Here is a 16,598-nt window from a genome sequence, read left to right on the forward strand (position 1 = left end):
TCCCGAAGGGCTCACGGACGCGTTGCGGCCGCGGACGCCGGCGGGCCGGCGCGATTTGCGGTTGGGCAAAATAATCCTTGTTCCAGGCTGAAAAAATCATTGTCATTGTGCTTATCATGTGGTATTTGATACAGCTTGCTTGGGTTGATGCGACCCAGGCGAAGCGCATGTGTGGAGGGGTTCCCGAGTGGCCAAAGGGAGCAGACTGTAAATCTGCCGGCGAAGCCTTCGGAGGTTCGAACCCTCCCCCCTCCACCACTTTTTCATGATGTGTAGGAGATGGTGGCAGCCGAGCAGCGAGTCATTGTCGTTGGGACTACAGGGTGTCTTGGGACCGCAAAGAGCTATCGCAGGCTTCATGCATACGTTCCCACATCACGTGTGAACCTTCACCAATCATTCTTGTTGGCTGCTTTCTCGCAGGCCCACGTAGCTCAGTAGGTAGAGCACTTCCTTGGTAAGGAAGAGGTTCACCGGTTCGATCCCGGTCGTGGGCTCCAGTTTTTTTCTCGTTAATCGAGAGAGCACGCCGAATCACGATGCTCCCTTCGAATTCGGCCTCTACTCGGCACCTGAATACAAGTCAAGATCAGGAAGAAATATCGCTTGTGCGGCATTTGAGACAAATTTTCAGGAGGAAGTACGATGGGCAAGAAGAAATTTGAGCGGACGAAGCCGCATGTGAACGTGGGCACGGTGGGTCACATCGATCACGGCAAGACGACGTTGACGGCGGCCATCACCAAGCAGTTGGCCAAGCGCGGCCGGGCCGAATTCGTGCCGTTCGATCAGATTGACAAGGCACCCGAGGAGCGCGAGCGCGGCATCACCATCGCCACGGCGCACGTGGAATACGAGACGGACAAGCGGCATTACGCTCACGTGGACTGCCCGGGGCACGCGGATTACATCAAGAACATGATCACCGGAGCCGCTCAGATGGACGGAGCCATCCTGGTGGTGGCGGCCGACGACGGTCCGATGCCGCAGACCCGCGAGCATATTCTTCTGTCGCGTCAGGTGGGGGTTCCCTACATCGTGGTGTTTCTGAACAAGGTGGACATGGTGGATGATCCGGAGCTGATCGAGCTCGTGGAGCTGGAGTTGCGGGAGCTTCTGAGCAAGTACGGTTTTCCGGGCGACGACGTGCCCATCATCAAGGGTTCGGCGTTGCGGGCGCTGGAGGCCGACGATCCCGAGCATCCGGACACCAAGTGCATATTCGAGTTGATGGAAGCCATCGACGCGTATGTGCCGGACCCGGTGCGCGATATCGACAAGCCCTTTTTGATGCCCATCGAGGATGTGTTTTCGATCAGCGGGCGCGGCACGGTGGTGACGGGGCGTGTGGAGCGCGGGGTCATCCGGGTGAGCGAGGATGTGGAGATCGTGGGTTTCCGGCCGACGTTCAAGACGGTGTGCACGGGTGTGGAGATGTTCCGCAAGACCCTGGACCAGGGGCAGGCGGGCGACAACGTGGGGGTGCTGCTGCGGGGCACCAAGCGCGACGAGGTGGAGCGCGGGCAGGTGGTGGCCAAGCCGGGGAGCATCACGCCGCACACGAAGTTCAAGGCCGAGGTCTACGTGTTGAAAAAAGAGGAAGGCGGGCGGCACACGCCGTTTTTCCCGGGTTACCGGCCGCAGTTTTATTTCCGCACCACCGACGTCACGGGGATCATGACGCTGCCCGAGGGGGTGGAGATGGTCATGCCCGGAGACAACATCAGCACCGAGGTCCACCTGATCACGCCCGTGGCCCTGGAAAAGGAACTGCGCTTCGCCATCCGTGAAGGCGGTCGCACCGTCGGCGCAGGCGTCATCACCGAGATCATCGAGTAACGCGACTCAAAGCATATAAGGTGTGCGATCATGCGAACTCTTGTCACCCTGGCTTGTTCGGAATGCAAGCGTCGCAACTACACGACCACGAAGAACAAGCGGACGACACCTGAGAAGTTGAGCTTCAAGAAGTATTGCAGATTTTGTCATGCTCATACCGAGCATAAGGAAACCAAATAGACGGGAATCCGCCGGCAGGCGTTCCGACCGTTCGAAATGCCGCATGCCCTGTCCGAAGGGGCGCGGCGAGTTTGGATCGCCTGCCTCGATGGCTTCTGTCTAACGGTTCATCGACCTGTCAGGGAACTGACATTGAACAGGCTGGATGTGAATGAATCTGCCGAAGCTATTCACGAAGAAGAATGAAGCGGAGCGATCCGCGAAATCACCGAAGGCCGAAAGCTCCAGGAAGGCAAGTCTCAGGGCGGTCAAACCGAAGAAGACCGAAACCTCCAAGCGTCCCTCCAGGAAACCGGAGGAATCGCGACTCGCCTGGTGGCATGCTTCCCGACAGTATCTTCGGGAAGTGGTTTCCGAGCTGAAAAAGGTCGTCTGGCCGTCCCGGAAGGAGACCGTCGGTTCCACCGCCGTGGTGCTGGTGATCGTTGCCGTTTGCGGCGTTTTCCTGGGAATCGTAGACCAGGTTCTGAGCCTTCTGGTCCGCATGCTCATCGGCTGACGGCGAACGCGCCGATATCGGTTTTCGGGGCGATTCTTACACGCTATTGAATGGGGTTTTTCGTGGCCAAGTCATGGTACATAGTCCATACGTACTCGGGTTTTGAGCACAAGGTCAAATCGGCGTTGGAAGAACGTATCAAGGCCGAAGGAAAGGGGTCTTTGTTCGGTCAGATCCTGGTGCCCACCGAGAAAGTGATCGAACTGGTGAAGGGGCAGCGCAAGGCCTCCTCGCGAAAGTTCTATCCCGGTTACATTCTCGTACAGATGGAACTGAACGACGATACCTGGCATCTGGTGCGGCATACCCCGAAGGTCACGGGTTTCATAGGCAGTCAGGAACGCCCCATCCCTCTTTCGGACGAGGAGGCGGAGACGATCATCCTGCAAATGGAGGAAGGCGCCCAGAAACCTCGTCCGAAATTCCGTTTCGAAAAAGGAGACGAGGTTCGTGTCGTGGACGGTCCTTTCGCCAGTTTCAACGGGATCGTGGACGAAGTCATGCCGGACAAGGGAAAAGTGCGGGTTCTGGTGAGCATCTTCGGCCGCTCCACGCCGGTGGAGCTGGACTTCGTGCAGGTGAACCGAATCTGAGCATGCGGGTTTAAGATTGAGACATTGAGGAGTTGAAGCGAGAATGGCAAAAAAAGTAGTCACCAACATCAAGCTGCAGGTACCGGCAGGACAGGCGAATCCATCGCCTCCCATCGGCCCCGCGCTCGGCCAGCACGGGGTCAATATCATGGAGTTCTGCAAGGCCTTCAATGCCAGAACCCAGGGACAGGAAGGAATGATCATCCCGGTCGTGATCACCGTGTATGCTGATCGCTCTTTCACGTTCATTACCAAGACCCCTCCGGCCGCCGTGCTGCTCAAGAAAACGGCCCAGATCGCCAAGGGTTCCAACGAGCCGAACCGGACCAAGGTGGCCAAAGTGACCAGGGCCCAGGTGGAGGAAATCGCCAAGTTGAAGATGCCCGACCTGAACGCCAGGGACTTGGATGCAGCCGTTCTCACCATCATGGGAACCGCCCGCAGCATGGGGATCGAGGTCGAATAGGAATTGTGGCCGCCACGGATGACATGACAAGCAAGGTTTTGGAGAGTTAGAGATGGCAAAACACGGGAAAAAATATCGCGCCGCTCGCGCAACGATAGACCCTGCAAAGCGCTACACCTTCCAGGAGGCCTTGGAGCTGGCAACCGGGTCGATCTTCTGCAAGTTTGACGAGACACTTGATATCGCAGTCCGCCTGGGCGTCGATCCGAGGCATGCAGACCAGATGGTGCGCGGCACCGTGGTTTTGCCCAACGGGCTGGGAAAGCCCGTCCGAGTCCTGGTGTTCGCCAAGGGCGAAAAGGTCAAGGAGGCGCTCGACGCCGGTGCGGACCACGCGGGCGGCGACGAACTGGTCGATCGGATCAAGGAAGGCTGGCTCGAATTCGACAAGACGGTCGCAACCCCCGACATGATGGGTGCGGTCGGCAAGATCGGCAAAGTGCTCGGCCCCCGCGGCCTCATGCCCAATGCCAAGCTGGGAACGGTCACCTTCGATCTGCAGAAGGTGGTCAAGGAGATCAAGGCCGGAAAGGTCGACTTCCGGGTGGAAAAAACCGGGATCGTACATGCTCCGATGGGCAAGGTCTCCTTCGGGCAGGAGAAGCTGATCCAAAACATTTCCGCCTTCATCGACACGCTCATTCGGCTCAAACCGACGGCGGCCAAGGGAACCTACGTGCGGGGGATCGCCATCTCCACCACCATGGGGCCTGGGATCCAGATCGACCCGCTGGCGGTAAAGACGATCGTGGCTTGACGTTCGGAGGTCCCGACGGATCATCCGGACTTGAGGGAGATATTAACATCGCTAACTGCCGTTTGGTGTTTTCACCCATCTGAGACCGTAGGTACGCCTCGCAAGGCGTCTAAATCCCCTCCTCCGTGGGGGAGCCTACCGAGATGCATGAAGGAACCAGGCAGGCTCACGGACTCACGAGACCAGTCATCCACCATAAGATGGAAGGCAGCAGTCGAAAGCACGCCGGCAGAGGAAAGGAGGTTTGACAGACTTTGAACCGAGCCAAGAAAGAGCAAGTGGTTGCGGAACTGCATGAAAAACTGCAGCGCGCCAGTGCCGCTATTCTGACCGATTTCAAAGGGCTCACCGTGGCCGAAATGACGGATTTGCGCGGTGCGCTCGCCGCGGAAAAGGTCGAGTATCAGGTGGTGAAGAACACCCTGATGCGCCTCGCGAGCAAGGACACCGGTGCCGAAGCATTGGTGCCCATACTCAAGGGGACCTGCGCGGTGGCCATCGGGTACGGCGACCCCAGCATTCCGGCGAAGATCATCAAGAAATTCAACAAGACCAATGAAAAGCTCGCGATCAAAGCCGGAGCCCTGGGCATACGCCTTCTGAATTCGGATCAAGTGGCCGCCCTGGCAGAGCTGCCGCCGCGCGAAGAACTCTTGGCCAAACTTCTGGGGACCCTCAATGCGCTGCCGACCGGGTTGGTTACCGTGCTGAGCGGAGTGCCCAGAGCGTTTGTGGGTGTGCTGGCGGCTATTCAACGGAAAAGAGAAGAAGCCTGATATTTCTTATGGAGGAGACGGTAGATGTCTACGATCAGTAAAGAAGATGTGATCAAATTCATTGAAAACATGACCGTTTTGGAACTCAGTGAGCTCGTCAAGGAACTCGAAGAGCGCTTCGGCGTGAGCGCTGCAGCCCCCGTGGCCATGGCGGCCATGCCGGCGGGCGCGGCGGAAGCGGCGCCGGTGGCGGAGCAAACCGAGTTCTCCGTGGTGATCACCGGTGTCGGCGACAAGAAGATACAGGTCATCAAAGAGGTCCGGGCCATCACCAATCTGGGGCTCAAGGAAGCCAAGGACCTGGTTGAGAAAGTGCCCGGTGTGGTGAAGGAAGCAATTCCCAAGGATGAAGCCGAAGCGATTGCCAAGCAGTTGACCGAGGCGGGTGCCACTGTCGAAATCAAATAGATCAACCTCATGGATCTGGACATCGGAAATCGGCCTGGTCTATAGGGGCGATTTCCGATTTTCGATTTTTGCAGCACCTTGATTCCAAGTGATGAGTGATGCGCATGGGTAATGAGTTTCGAGCGTCCACGGCACCGGGTCGGACTCGTGACAAGCCCCCGTCACTCTTTGCTTTTTGAGTTTGCAGGAGAGACCATGCCTACGGCTTTGACCCATGAATACCGGGTGCGAAAGAATTTTGGCAAGATCCACAAAATCATCGACATCCCCAATCTCATCCAGATGCAGAAGGAAAGCTACGAGTTGTTTCTGCAGAGGGATGTCCCGTCGGAAGCCAGGAGCGAGCGCGGTCTGCAGGAGGTATTCAAGAGCGTTTTCCCCATCGAGGACTTCAGCGGAACGGCTTCCCTGGAATTCGTGCAGTACAGTTTCGGCGAGGTCAAGTATGAGGTGGAAGAGTGCCTTGCCCGGGGCATGACCTACGAAGCCCCGGTGAAGATCGTCGTCCGCCTGGTCGTCTACGATGTGGATAAGGAAGCGGGAACCCGGTCCATAAGGGACATCAAGGAGCAGGAAATCTACTTCGGCACCCTCCCCCTGATGACCGACAACGGGACTTTCATCATCAACGGCACCGAACGCGTCATCGTCAGCCAGTTGCACCGGTCTCCCGGTATTTTTTTTGACCATGATCGCGGGAAGACCCACTCCAGTGGAAAGATCCTGTATTCCGCGCGCATCATCCCCCTGCGCGGCTCCTGGCTCGACCTCGAATTCGACCCGAAAGACATTCTGTACATCCGGATCGATCGACGCCGCAAGTTTCCGGTCACCGTTCTCCTCAAAGCTCTCGGATATGCCACGGAAGAACTGCTCAACTACTTCTATCCCAGCGAAAAGATCTTTTTGAAAAGCGAGGCCCAGTCGGAGAAGGAATTGAACCCCGATATTCTGATGGGAAGCCGCGCCCCGGAAGACATCCTGCATCCGCAAACCGGCGAAGTGTTGATCAAGAAGAACAGGAAGCTCGGCAAGCAGGCCCTCCGGCGGCTCCAGGAAGTGGGCATCAACCGTTTGCCCATGAAGAGCACCGAACTGATCGGCCAGGTGCTCGCCCAGGATGTGATCGACTACGGCACGGGCGAAATCGTCGCCGAGTGCAACGACAGCATCGACGCGGACATGCTCAAGGAATTCGTGGAGCGCGGCGTTGGAGAGATCGAGCTCCTGCACCTGGAGGGACAGGACGTCAGCCCGTCGTTCCGCAACACGCTCCTGATGGACAAGGTCAACACGCAGGAAGACGCCCTGATCGAAATCTATCGGAGGCTGCGGCCCAGCAATCCGCCCACTCTCGAAGTGGCGACCGAATTCTTCAACAACCTCTTTTTCAACCCCGACCACTACGATCTGTCGGAAGTCGGCCGCCTCAAGCTCAACCTGCAGCTTGGCCTGGAAGTGCCGCTCGACTACCGGACTCTGCGCAAGGACGATATCCTGATGGCGGTCCGCCAGCTCATCCGGCTCAAAGACTCACAGGGGCCCGTCGACGACATCGACAACCTTGGCAACCGGAGAGTGCGCGCCGTCGGCGAATTGCTCGAGAATCAGTACCGGATCGGACTTGTGCGCATGGAGCGCGCCATAAAGGAACGCATGACGCTCCAGGAAGTCGAGGCGCTCATGCCGCACGACCTCATCAACGCCAAACCGGTATCGGCGGTGGTGAAGGAGTTTTTCGGCACCAGCCAGCTCTCGCAGTTCATGGACCAGACGAACCCTCTTTCCGAAATCACGCACAAGCGACGCCTGAGCGCGCTCGGCCCGGGGGGCCTCACCCGGGAGCGGGCCGGATTCGAGGTCCGGGACGTTCATCCCACGCATTACGGCCGGATTTGCCCCATCGAAACCCCGGAAGGTCCGAACATCGGTCTCATCGTTTCGCTGTCGACTTACGCCAGGGTGAATCCTTACGGGTTCATCGAAACGCCCTATCGGAAGGTTGACGGGTCGAGCGCCCGGAAGGATGTGAGCTATCTGACGGCCATGGACGAGAAGGAGTACCCCATCGCCCAGGCCAACGCGCCCCTGGACGAAAAGGGACGCTTTCTGCTCGACCTGGTGTCCGCGCGGGTGGCGGGCGAGCCCGTGATGGTCCCGCCCAATGAAATCCGTTACATGGACGTATCCCCCAACCAGCTGGTGAGTGTTTCCGCATCCCTGATCCCGTTTCTGGAGCACGATGACGCCAACCGCGCCCTCATGGGCTCCAACATGCAGCGCCAGGCGGTCCCTCTCATTCAGACCCGCGCTCCTCTGGTCGGCACCGGGATCGAACGGATCGTGGCCAAGGACAGCGGCGTGGCCATCGTTGCCAGGCGAACCGGAGTCGTGGAATACGTGGACGCCACCCGGATCGTCATTCGAGCCATCGAGGATAACGGGGAGATGGGCAGTGGAGTGGACATCTACAAGCTCATCAAGTTTCAGAGATCGAACCAGAACACCTGCATCAACCAGAAACCGCTGGTGCAGCACGGTGACCTGGTGACAAAGGGTCAGATCATCGCCGACGGCCCTTCGACCGACCACGGCGAACTGGCACTCGGAAGAAACGTGATGGTCGCGTTCATGAGCTGGGGAGGGTACAACTTCGAGGATTCGATCCTGGTGAGCGAGAGGATCGGCAAGGAAGACGTGTTCACATCGATTCACATCGAAGAATTTGAAGTGGTGGCTCGGGACACGAAGTTGGGCAAGGAGGACATCACGCGCGACATTCCCAACGTCGGCGAGGAGGCGCTGAAGAACCTCGACGAAAGCGGCATCATCCGCGTGGGAGCTTACATCAAGCCCAACGACATCCTGGTGGGCAAAGTGACTCCCAAGGGCGAGTCGCAGCTGACCCCGGAGGAAAAGCTCCTGCGGGCCATTTTCGGCGAGAAGGCGAGCGACGTGAAAGACACGTCGTTGCGCGTACCGCCCGGGGTCGAGGGGATCATCATCGACGCCAAGGTGTTTTCGCGCAAGGGCGTGGAGAAGGACGAGCGCACGAAGACCATCGAGGACCAGGAAATCTCCCGCCTGATGAAAGATCAGCGCGATGAGCTGGAGATCATCTTCAAGTCGACGGTCAAGCGGCTGGCAAAGCTCCTGGAAAACCAGGTGAGCGACAGCGCCATAAAGGACGGGAAGAAAGTCTACATCAAGAAGGGCGAGGTCTTCACCGAGGAGATTCTGCTGAACCTGCCCAGCGGACACTGGGATCAATTGACGGTCGCCAAGGATCCGACCGTGTCCATGGAAATCGAGAACATTCTCGCCAACTACCGGGAACAGGTTCAGTTGGTGAAATCGTTGTTCGAAGAAAAGATCGGCAAGCTCAAACGCGGAGACGAGCTGCCTCCCGGCGTCATCAAGATGGTCAAGGTTTATGTCGCCGTCAAACGGAAGCTCCAGGTCGGAGACAAGATGGCCGGCCGCCACGGAAACAAGGGCGTGGTCTCGAGGATTCTCCCGGCCGAGGATATGCCTTACTTCCCCGACGGAACGCCGGTCGACATCGTTTTGAATCCTCTTGGCGTGCCCTCCCGTATGAACGTGGGCCAGGTGCTGGAAACCCACATCGGATGGGCCGCGAAGGGAATCGGGATGCAGCTGGCTCAGATGCTCGAGGAATGCAGGGAGCGGGAAACGATGAACGAAAAGCTCCAGCGTATTTACAACAAGCTGGAGTTCGGAACCTACTTCAAAGACGCATCGGAGCGGGAGCTCAGAGGGCTCATTCCCGACTTCAAGGAAGGCATACATGTCGCCTCCCCGGTTTTCGACGGCGCGGAAGAGGCTGAGATCCGAGCGTTCCTGAGTGAGGCCGGGGTGTCGGAAACCGGGCAATCAGTCCTCTACGACGGCAGAACGGGCATGCCTTTCGACCAGCCGGTCACGGTGGGCGTGATGTACATGCTCAAGCTGCATCACCTGGTGGACGACAAGATCCACGCGCGATCCATCGGCCCCTATTCTCTCGTGACCCAGCAGCCTCTGGGAGGCAAGGCGCAGTTCGGCGGGCAGCGGCTGGGCGAAATGGAAGTCTGGACCATGGAAGCCTACGGCGCCGCCTATGCGCTCCAGGAATTCCTGACGGTCAAGTCTGACGACGTGGCCGGCCGCACGCGCATGTACGAGAAAATCGTGAAGGGGGATAACACTCTCGAAGCCGGGCTGCCCGAATCTTTCAACGTTCTGGTTAAGGAGCTTCAGGCCCTCGCCCTGGACGTGCGGCTCCTGGAAGAAGAGGAAGGCAATTGACCGGCATCGGTCATGATTGCGGAAAGCGCCGCGGGTCGAAACCGTCCGCGGGTTCCGTTTGACCGTTCAATAAGCTCGTGATTTACAAGGAGGCTCCTTTGAAAGAGCTGTACAGTCTGTTCATGAAACCCAAGGATCCTTTGCACTTCAATGCCGTGAAGATCATGATCTCCTCGCCGGAGAGGATCCGGGAATGGTCTTACGGGGAAGTCAAGAAACCCGAAACGATCAACTACCGGACCTTCAAGCCGGAACGTGACGGGCTTTTCTGCGCCAGGATTTTCGGGCCGATCAAGGACTACGAATGCAATTGCGGCAAATACAAACGCATGAAGCACCGGGGAGTCGTCTGTGAAAAATGCGGGGTCGAAGTCATCCAGTCAAAGGTCCGCCGGGAACGGATGGGACACATCGAACTGGCGTCCCCCGTGGCTCACATCTGGTTTCTTCGCAGTCTGCCGAGCAAGATCGGCAACCTTCTGGACCTGACTCTGAGGGAGCTGGAAAAGGTCCTTTACTTCGACTCCTATATCGTGCTCGACCCGGGAGACACCCCTCTCACCAAGGGTGAGCTTCTGACCGAGGAAAAGTATCGGCAGATGGTCCAGGAGCATGGCAGCGGGTTTGTCGCCGGCATAGGAGCGGAGTCCATCAAGCAGTTGCTCGCCGGGCTCGACTTGGAAAAGCTGGCGGTGGAGCTGCGTGAAGAGATGTCCAAGACCAATTCGATGGCCAAGCGCAAGAAGCTGGCCAAGCGGTTGAAGATCATCGACGCATTCAGGGAATCCGAAAACCGTCCGGAATGGATGATCATGGACGTGATTCCGGTCCTGCCGCCCGACCTGAGGCCGCTCGTGCCGCTCGACGGCGGACGGTTCGCCACCAGTGACCTCAACGATCTGTACCGCCGGGTGATCAACCGAAACAACCGTCTGAAAAGGCTTCAGGAGCTCAATGCCCCCGATATCATCATCCGCAACGAGAAACGCATGCTCCAGGAAGCCGTGGACGTGCTGTTCGACAACGGCCGCCGCGGCAAGACCATCACCGGCGCCAGCAAACGCCCGCTCAAGTCCCTGAGCGACATGCTGAAAGGCAAGCAGGGGCGTTTCCGTCAGAACCTGCTGGGAAAGCGCGTGGATTACTCGGGCCGGACCGTTATCGTCATCGGGCCGAACCTGCGCCTGCACCAGTGCGGCCTTCCCAAGAAGATGGCCCTCGAGCTCTTCAAGCCCTTCATCTATAACAAGCTGGAGGAAAAGGGCTACGTGACCACCATCAAGGCGGCCAAAAAGATGGTGGAGCGGGAAACGCCGGAGGTCTGGGACACTCTGGACGAAGTGGTGCGGGAATTCCCGGTCATGCTCAACCGGGCTCCCACTCTGCACCGTCTCGGTATCCAGGCGTTTGAACCGATCCTGATCGAGGGAAAGGCGATTCAGCTCCATCCCCTGGTCTGTACGGCCTTCAACGCGGATTTCGACGGGGACCAGATGGCGGTGCATGTGCCTCTGTCCATAGAAGCCCAGGCGGAGGCGAGGATTCTGATGATGTCCACGAACAACATCCTCAGCCCCGCCCACGGGGATCCCATCATCGTTCCGTCGCAGGACATCGTTCTGGGCATATACTACATGACCAGGGAGAAGCCTTTCGCCAAGGGCGAGGACCGCGTTTTCTCGAGCCGCGAGGAGGTGCGTTGCGCCTTCGACGCGGGCGAAGCGGATCTGCATGCCCGGGTGCATGTCCGTATGGGAGACGAGCGGGTGAAGACCACCGTGGGACGCGTGCTCCTGTCCGAAATCCTGCCGGAGGAAATGCCCTTCTCGGCGGTAAACCGGGTCATGAACAAGAAGGTGCTGGCCGGGTTGATCGACATGTGTTACCGGACCGCGGGAATCAAGGCGACCGTGTTGCTGGCGGACCGGCTCAAGGACCTCGGGTACGAATACGCAACCCGGTCCGGTCTTTCCATTTCCATCAAGGACATGACCATTCCGCACCGCAAGTCGGAAATCCTCGACCAGGCGTTCGACCTGGTGAAGGAGATCGAACGGCAATACAATGAGGGTTTGATCACCGAGGGCGAGAAGTACAACAAGGCGGTCGATATCTGGGCCAAGGCCACGGAGGACGTCGCGGCGGAGATGATGAAGGAGATCGCCACGACCGAGGTTGGGGGACCGGAAGGCGAAGCCCGGGTGGTGGAGGCGTTCAACCCGATTTTCATGATGGCGGATTCGGGCGCTCGCGGCAGCAAGGACCAGATGCGACAGCTTGCCGGGATGCGCGGTCTGATGGCCAAGCCTTCGGGGGAAATCATCGAGACCCCGATCACCGCGAACTTCCGCGAGGGGTTGACGGTGCTTCAGTATTTCATTTCCACGCACGGTGCGCGCAAGGGCCTCGCCGACACCGCCCTCAAGACGGCCAACTCGGGGTATCTCACCCGTCGCCTTGTCGACGTGTCCCAGGACGTGATCATTTCGGAACCCGATTGCGGAACCATGGACGGCATCGAGGTCGAAGCGCTTCTGGAGGCCGGAGAAATCATTCAGCGGCTGGGCGATCGCATTCTTGGCCGCATCGCGCAGGAAGACATCCTCGACCCGGTGACGGCGGAAGTCCTCGTGCCGATGGGAACCGAGATCGACGAGCAGAGAGTGCAACTCATCGAGGATGCCGGCATCGAGAAAGTCAATATTCGCTCGGCCCTGACCTGCCGCAGCCTGCGTGGCGTGTGCACCATGTGCTACGGACGCGACCTGGCGCAGGGCAAGCTGGCGCAGATCGGAGAGGCGATCGGCATCATTGCCGCTCAGTCCATCGGTGAACCGGGAACGCAGCTCACCATGCGGACCTTCCACATCGGCGGCACCGCCAGCAAGAGCATCGAGAGAACATCCATCAACAACCGTTACGCGGGCACGGTTCGGTTTCTCAATCTCAACACCGTTCACAACCGGGACGGCGATCTGATCGCCATGAACCGCAACGGTGAGATAAGCATTATCAGCGAGTCCGGTCGTGAACGTGAACGATATGTGATCATCTACGGCGCCAAGCTCAAGGTCACCGACGGCCAGCCGGTGGAACCGGATACGCTGCTGGCCGAGTGGGACCCGTTTACGACGCCGATTCTGACCGAAGTCGCGGGAGCCGCCAAGTTCGGGGACATCGTGGAAGGTCAGACCATGCAGGAAAAGCTCGACCCGGTTACCGGCAAGTCCAGCAAGGTGGTGGTGGAATATCGCGAATCAGACGTCAGGCCCCGCATCTCCATCAAGGATGACAAGGGAAAGACGGCAAGGGTCGGCGAAGGAGGTTTTGCGCGCTACTTCATGCCCGTGGGGGCCATCCTGATGGTGAACGAAGGCGATGCCATCTTTCCCGGAGACGTTCTCGCAAGAATTCCCCGGGAAACCACCAAGACCAAGGACATCACCGGCGGTCTTCCCCGCGTGGCGGAATTGTTCGAGGTGCGCAAACCCAAGGAGCACGCCGTCATTACGGAGATCGACGGGGTGATCGGCTTCGGCAAGGACACCAAGGGCAAGCGGAAGGTGATCGTCAGCCCGGAAGTGGGCGATGCGCGGGACTACCTGATCCCCAAGGGCAAGCACATCAGCGTTCACGAGGGCGATTACGTCCGCGCCGGCGAACCGCTCATGGACGGTTCTCCCAACCCGCACGATATTCTCACCGTTCTCGGGGAGAAGGAAGTGGCCAAGTACCTGGTGGATGAGGTTCAGCAGGTTTATCGGTTGCAGGGCGTCAAGATCAACGACAAGCATATCGAAGTGATCGTGCGCCAGATGCTCAAGCGTGTCCGGATCACGGACCCGGGGGATTCCGAGTTCCTGATGGGTGAACACGTGGAGAAGCCGATTTTCGAGGAGATCAACAGCAAGCTGACCGAGGAAGACAAGCGCCCGGCGGCGGCTGAACCGTTGCTGCTCGGCATCACCAAGGCCTCGCTGAGCACGCAGAGTTTCATTTCCGCGGCGTCCTTCCAGGAAACCACGAAGGTTTTGACCGATGCGGCCACTGCCGGCAAGGTGGACTACCTGCTCGGCCTCAAGGAAAATGTGATCATGGGGCGGCTGATCCCGGCCGGGTCGGGCCTCAGGACCTACCGGGAGGTGCGTAAGTAAAAGGCTGCGCGTGCGAGGGCGTGTGCCTGGGGAGAAGCTTCGCGGCATCTCCATCCGTGGCGTTCCACTCGGTCCGGCGGCGGTTGCCCGGGGCAGGCCGCTCATCTCGGCCTGCCGGACGGAACGGTCGATTTCGGCTCGCATTGTCAGAAAGGGCTTGACAAAATCAGTGCCCGCCTATAAATAGAGGAGATTTCCAAGCCTGTCTGCTTGGAGAGGTCGAGCATTATTTGGTATTTGGGAACATCAGAATTTGAGCGGAGACGAAGCGCAAATGCCCACAATCAACCAGTTGGTTCGAAAAGGCAGAGAAGAGATTCGGAAGAAATCGAGCACCCCCGCCCTTCAGTGCTGTCCGCAAAAGCGGGGAGTGTGTGTGCGCGTTTACACGACCACGCCGAAGAAGCCCAATTCGGCTTTGCGCAAGATCGCGCGCGTGCGCCTGACCAACGGCATCGAGGTGACGTCCTATATCCCCGGTATCGGGCACAATCTGCAGGAACACTCGGTGGTGCTGATCAGGGGGGGGCGTGTGAAGGATCTGCCGGGCGTACGCTATCATATCATCCGCGGCACTCTGGACGCGCTTGGGGTGGCTGACCGAAAGCAGGGACGCTCCAAGTACGGCACCAAGAGGCCGAAGTAAGCTGGACAGAGATTAGCTATGGGGCCATGGCTAAGGGTTTTCGGTCATGGCCTCTCTTTTGTTTTGAATAATTCATAAGGGTTGAGGGAACGGATGCCAAGGAGAAGAGAAGTTCCGAAACGCTATGTCTTGCCGGATCCGAAGTACAACAGCAAGTTGGCGGCCAAATTCATCAACAACCTCATGCGCCGGGGCAAGAAGAGTCTGGCGGAGCACGTTCTGTACGGGGCACTGGACCTTATCGAGCAGCGCTCCAAGCAGGACCCTCTGGACCTCTTTCACAAAGCCATGGAAAATGTGAGGCCCGTCGTCGAGGTGAAGTCCAGACGAGTGGGCGGCGCCACCTACCAGGTTCCGGTGGAGGTTCGTCACGAACGTCGGGACGCGTTGGCCATGAGATGGATCATCAACTACGCCAAGCAGCGTACCGAAAAGACGATGATCCAGAGGCTTGCCGGTGAGCTCCAGGATGCGGCCCAGAATCGCGGCGGCTCAGTGAAAAAGAGAGAGGATACTCACCGCATGGCCGAGGCAAACAAGGCATTCGCGCATTATCGGTGGTAGTCTGCCCTCCTCCACAGACCTTCTGTGAGCAGCAGCCATAGCGAGTCCCGGAGCCGGCCGGTCGCTGAATTTCCCTCCCGCAAGAATCGCGGTAGTGACATTCGACAGAAAGAAGCTCGGGTCAGACACGGAACGCAGCGCTCGAACCCGCCTCAAGGCTGGTGCGGGCCGGAGCGAAGAACGGTATCGAGTTCGGCAAGGAGGAAGTACGATGGGCAAGAAGAAATTTGAGCGGACGAAGCCGCATGTGAACGTGGGCACGGTGGGTCACATCGATCACGGCAAGACGACGTTGACGGCGGCCATCACCAAGCAGTTGGCCAAGCGCGGCCGGGCCGAATTCGTGCCGTTCGATCAGATTGACAAGGCACCCGAGGAGCGCGAGCGCGGCATCACCATCGCCACGGCGCACGTGGAATACGAGACGGACAAGCGGCATTACGCTCACGTGGACTGCCCGGGGCACGCGGATTACATCAAGAACATGATCACCGGAGCCGCTCAGATGGACGGAGCCATCCTGGTGGTGGCGGCCGACGACGGTCCGATGCCGCAGACCCGCGAGCATATTCTTCTGTCGCGTCAGGTGGGGGTTCCCTACATCGTGGTGTTTCTGAACAAGGTGGACATGGTGGATGATCCGGAGCTGATCGAGCTCGTGGAGCTGGAGTTGCGGGAGCTTCTGAGCAAGTACGGTTTTCCGGGCGACGACGTGCCCATCATCAAGGGTTCGGCGTTGCGGGCGCTGGAGGCCGACGATCCCGAGCATCCGGACACCAAGTGCATATTCGAGTTGATGGAAGCCATCGACGCGTATGTGCCGGACCCGGTGCGCGATATCGACAAGCCCTTTTTGATGCCCATCGAGGATGTGTTTTCGATCAGCGGGCGCGGCACGGTGGTGACGGGGCGTGTGGAGCGCGGGGTCATCCGGGTGAGCGAGGATGTGGAGATCGTGGGTTTCCGGCCGACGTTCAAGACGGTGTGCACGGGTGTGGAGATGTTCCGCAAGACCCTGGACCAGGGGCAGGCGGGCGACAACGTGGGGGTGCTGCTGCGGGGCACCAAGCGCGACGAGGTGGAGCGCGGGCAGGTGGTGGCCAAGCCGGGGAGCATCACGCCGCACACGAAGTTCAAGGCCGAGGTCTACGTGTTGAAAAAAGAGGAAGGCGGGCGGCACACGCCGTTTTTCCCGGGTTACCGGCCGCAGTTTTATTTCCGCACCACCGACGTCACGGGGATCATGACGCTGCCCGAGGGGGTGGAGATGGTCATGCCCGGAGACAACATCAGCACCGAGGTCCACCTGATCACGCCCGTGGCTCTGGAAAAGGAACTGCGCTTCGCCATCCGTGAAGGCGGTCGCACCGTCGGCGCAGGCGTCATCACCGAGATCATCGAGTGATCT

Annotated in this window: 13 protein-coding genes and 2 tRNA genes; all 15 read left to right on the top strand. The window is 59.0% G+C overall.

Annotation, left to right across the window (positions count from 1 at the left end; genetic code table 11):
- Positions 1–173 precede the first annotated feature (173 nt).
- The 15 genes from SFUM_RS07980 to tuf (SFUM_RS08045) all read left to right on the top strand — a co-directional run bounded on the left by SFUM_RS07980 (position 174) and on the right by tuf (SFUM_RS08045) (position 16,595).
- A tRNA-Tyr gene (locus SFUM_RS07980) sits at positions 174–258 on the top strand.
- Between the two features lie 165 nt (positions 259–423).
- Positions 424–500: transfer RNA gene (locus tag SFUM_RS07985), tRNA-Thr, on the top strand.
- Between the two features lie 145 nt (positions 501–645).
- Positions 646–1,839: an elongation factor Tu gene (gene tuf, locus SFUM_RS07990; RefSeq protein WP_011698399.1), complete on the top strand. Its 1,194-nt coding sequence runs from the start codon at positions 646–648 to the stop codon at positions 1,837–1,839.
- A 30-nt stretch (positions 1,840–1,869) separates the two neighbouring features.
- Positions 1,870–2,019, top strand: coding sequence for a 50S ribosomal protein L33 (gene rpmG / locus SFUM_RS22445; RefSeq protein WP_011698400.1), 150 nt, complete (start codon positions 1,870–1,872; stop codon positions 2,017–2,019).
- Positions 2,020–2,170: 151 nt separating this feature from the next.
- Positions 2,171–2,518 (top strand): preprotein translocase subunit SecE, encoded by a 348-nt coding sequence (gene secE, locus SFUM_RS22450; RefSeq protein ID WP_011698401.1) that lies wholly within the window; start codon positions 2,171–2,173, stop codon positions 2,516–2,518.
- Positions 2,519–2,580: 62 nt separating this feature from the next.
- Positions 2,581–3,111: a transcription termination/antitermination protein NusG gene (gene nusG, locus SFUM_RS08000; RefSeq protein WP_041442078.1), complete on the top strand. Its 531-nt coding sequence runs from the start codon at positions 2,581–2,583 to the stop codon at positions 3,109–3,111.
- A 43-nt stretch (positions 3,112–3,154) separates the two neighbouring features.
- Positions 3,155–3,577, top strand: coding sequence for a 50S ribosomal protein L11 (gene rplK / locus SFUM_RS08005; protein WP_011698403.1), 423 nt, complete (start codon positions 3,155–3,157; stop codon positions 3,575–3,577).
- A 52-nt stretch (positions 3,578–3,629) separates the two neighbouring features.
- Positions 3,630–4,334: a 50S ribosomal protein L1 gene (gene rplA / locus SFUM_RS08010; RefSeq protein WP_011698404.1), complete on the top strand. Its 705-nt coding sequence runs from the start codon at positions 3,630–3,632 to the stop codon at positions 4,332–4,334.
- A gap of 254 nt (positions 4,335–4,588) precedes the next feature.
- Positions 4,589–5,110, top strand: a complete 522-nt coding sequence (gene rplJ, locus SFUM_RS08015) for a 50S ribosomal protein L10 (RefSeq protein WP_011698405.1) — start codon at positions 4,589–4,591, stop codon at positions 5,108–5,110.
- Positions 5,111–5,134: 24 nt separating this feature from the next.
- Positions 5,135–5,518, top strand: coding sequence for a 50S ribosomal protein L7/L12 (gene rplL / locus SFUM_RS08020; RefSeq protein ID WP_011698406.1), 384 nt, complete (start codon positions 5,135–5,137; stop codon positions 5,516–5,518).
- Between the two features lie 195 nt (positions 5,519–5,713).
- The gene (gene rpoB / locus SFUM_RS08025) at positions 5,714–9,826 is read left to right on the top strand and encodes a DNA-directed RNA polymerase subunit beta (RefSeq protein ID WP_011698407.1); all 4,113 of its coding nucleotides are present in this window, start codon (positions 5,714–5,716) and stop codon (positions 9,824–9,826) included.
- Between the two features lie 98 nt (positions 9,827–9,924).
- Positions 9,925–13,980: a DNA-directed RNA polymerase subunit beta' gene (gene rpoC, locus SFUM_RS08030; protein ID WP_011698408.1), complete on the top strand. Its 4,056-nt coding sequence runs from the start codon at positions 9,925–9,927 to the stop codon at positions 13,978–13,980.
- A 274-nt stretch (positions 13,981–14,254) separates the two neighbouring features.
- The gene (rpsL, locus tag SFUM_RS08035; protein ID WP_011698409.1) at positions 14,255–14,626 is read left to right on the top strand and encodes a 30S ribosomal protein S12; all 372 of its coding nucleotides are present in this window, start codon (positions 14,255–14,257) and stop codon (positions 14,624–14,626) included.
- 93 nt (positions 14,627–14,719) lie between these two features.
- Positions 14,720–15,190 (top strand): 30S ribosomal protein S7, encoded by a 471-nt coding sequence (rpsG, locus tag SFUM_RS08040; RefSeq protein ID WP_011698410.1) that lies wholly within the window; start codon positions 14,720–14,722, stop codon positions 15,188–15,190.
- A 211-nt stretch (positions 15,191–15,401) separates the two neighbouring features.
- A complete protein-coding gene (gene tuf / locus SFUM_RS08045; RefSeq protein ID WP_011698399.1) occupies positions 15,402–16,595 on the top strand; it encodes an elongation factor Tu in 1,194 nt (397 codons plus the stop codon).
- The last annotated feature ends 3 nt before the right edge of the window (positions 16,596–16,598 follow it).

It is taken from the genome of Syntrophobacter fumaroxidans MPOB (assembly GCF_000014965.1).
In the GTDB taxonomy this organism is placed as follows: domain Bacteria; phylum Desulfobacterota; class Syntrophobacteria; order Syntrophobacterales; family Syntrophobacteraceae; genus Syntrophobacter; species Syntrophobacter fumaroxidans.

Excerpts from the sequence above, each read along its gene's own strand:
- rplA (WP_011698404.1), top strand. The coding sequence starts at position 3,630 with ATGGCAAAACACGGGAAAAAATATCGCGCCGCTCGCGCAACGATAGAC.
- secE (WP_011698401.1), top strand. The coding sequence starts at position 2,171 with ATGAATCTGCCGAAGCTATTCACGAAGAAGAATGAAGCGGAGCGATCC.
- rplL (WP_011698406.1), top strand. The coding sequence starts at position 5,135 with ATGTCTACGATCAGTAAAGAAGATGTGATCAAATTCATTGAAAACATG.
- tuf (WP_011698399.1), top strand. The coding sequence starts at position 15,402 with ATGGGCAAGAAGAAATTTGAGCGGACGAAGCCGCATGTGAACGTGGGC.
- tuf (WP_011698399.1), top strand. The coding sequence starts at position 646 with ATGGGCAAGAAGAAATTTGAGCGGACGAAGCCGCATGTGAACGTGGGC.
- rpoB (WP_011698407.1), top strand. The coding sequence starts at position 5,714 with ATGCCTACGGCTTTGACCCATGAATACCGGGTGCGAAAGAATTTTGGC.
- rpmG (WP_011698400.1), top strand. The coding sequence starts at position 1,870 with ATGCGAACTCTTGTCACCCTGGCTTGTTCGGAATGCAAGCGTCGCAAC.
- rpsG (WP_011698410.1), top strand. The coding sequence starts at position 14,720 with ATGCCAAGGAGAAGAGAAGTTCCGAAACGCTATGTCTTGCCGGATCCG.
- rplK (WP_011698403.1), top strand. The coding sequence starts at position 3,155 with ATGGCAAAAAAAGTAGTCACCAACATCAAGCTGCAGGTACCGGCAGGA.
- rpsL (WP_011698409.1), top strand. The coding sequence starts at position 14,255 with ATGCCCACAATCAACCAGTTGGTTCGAAAAGGCAGAGAAGAGATTCGG.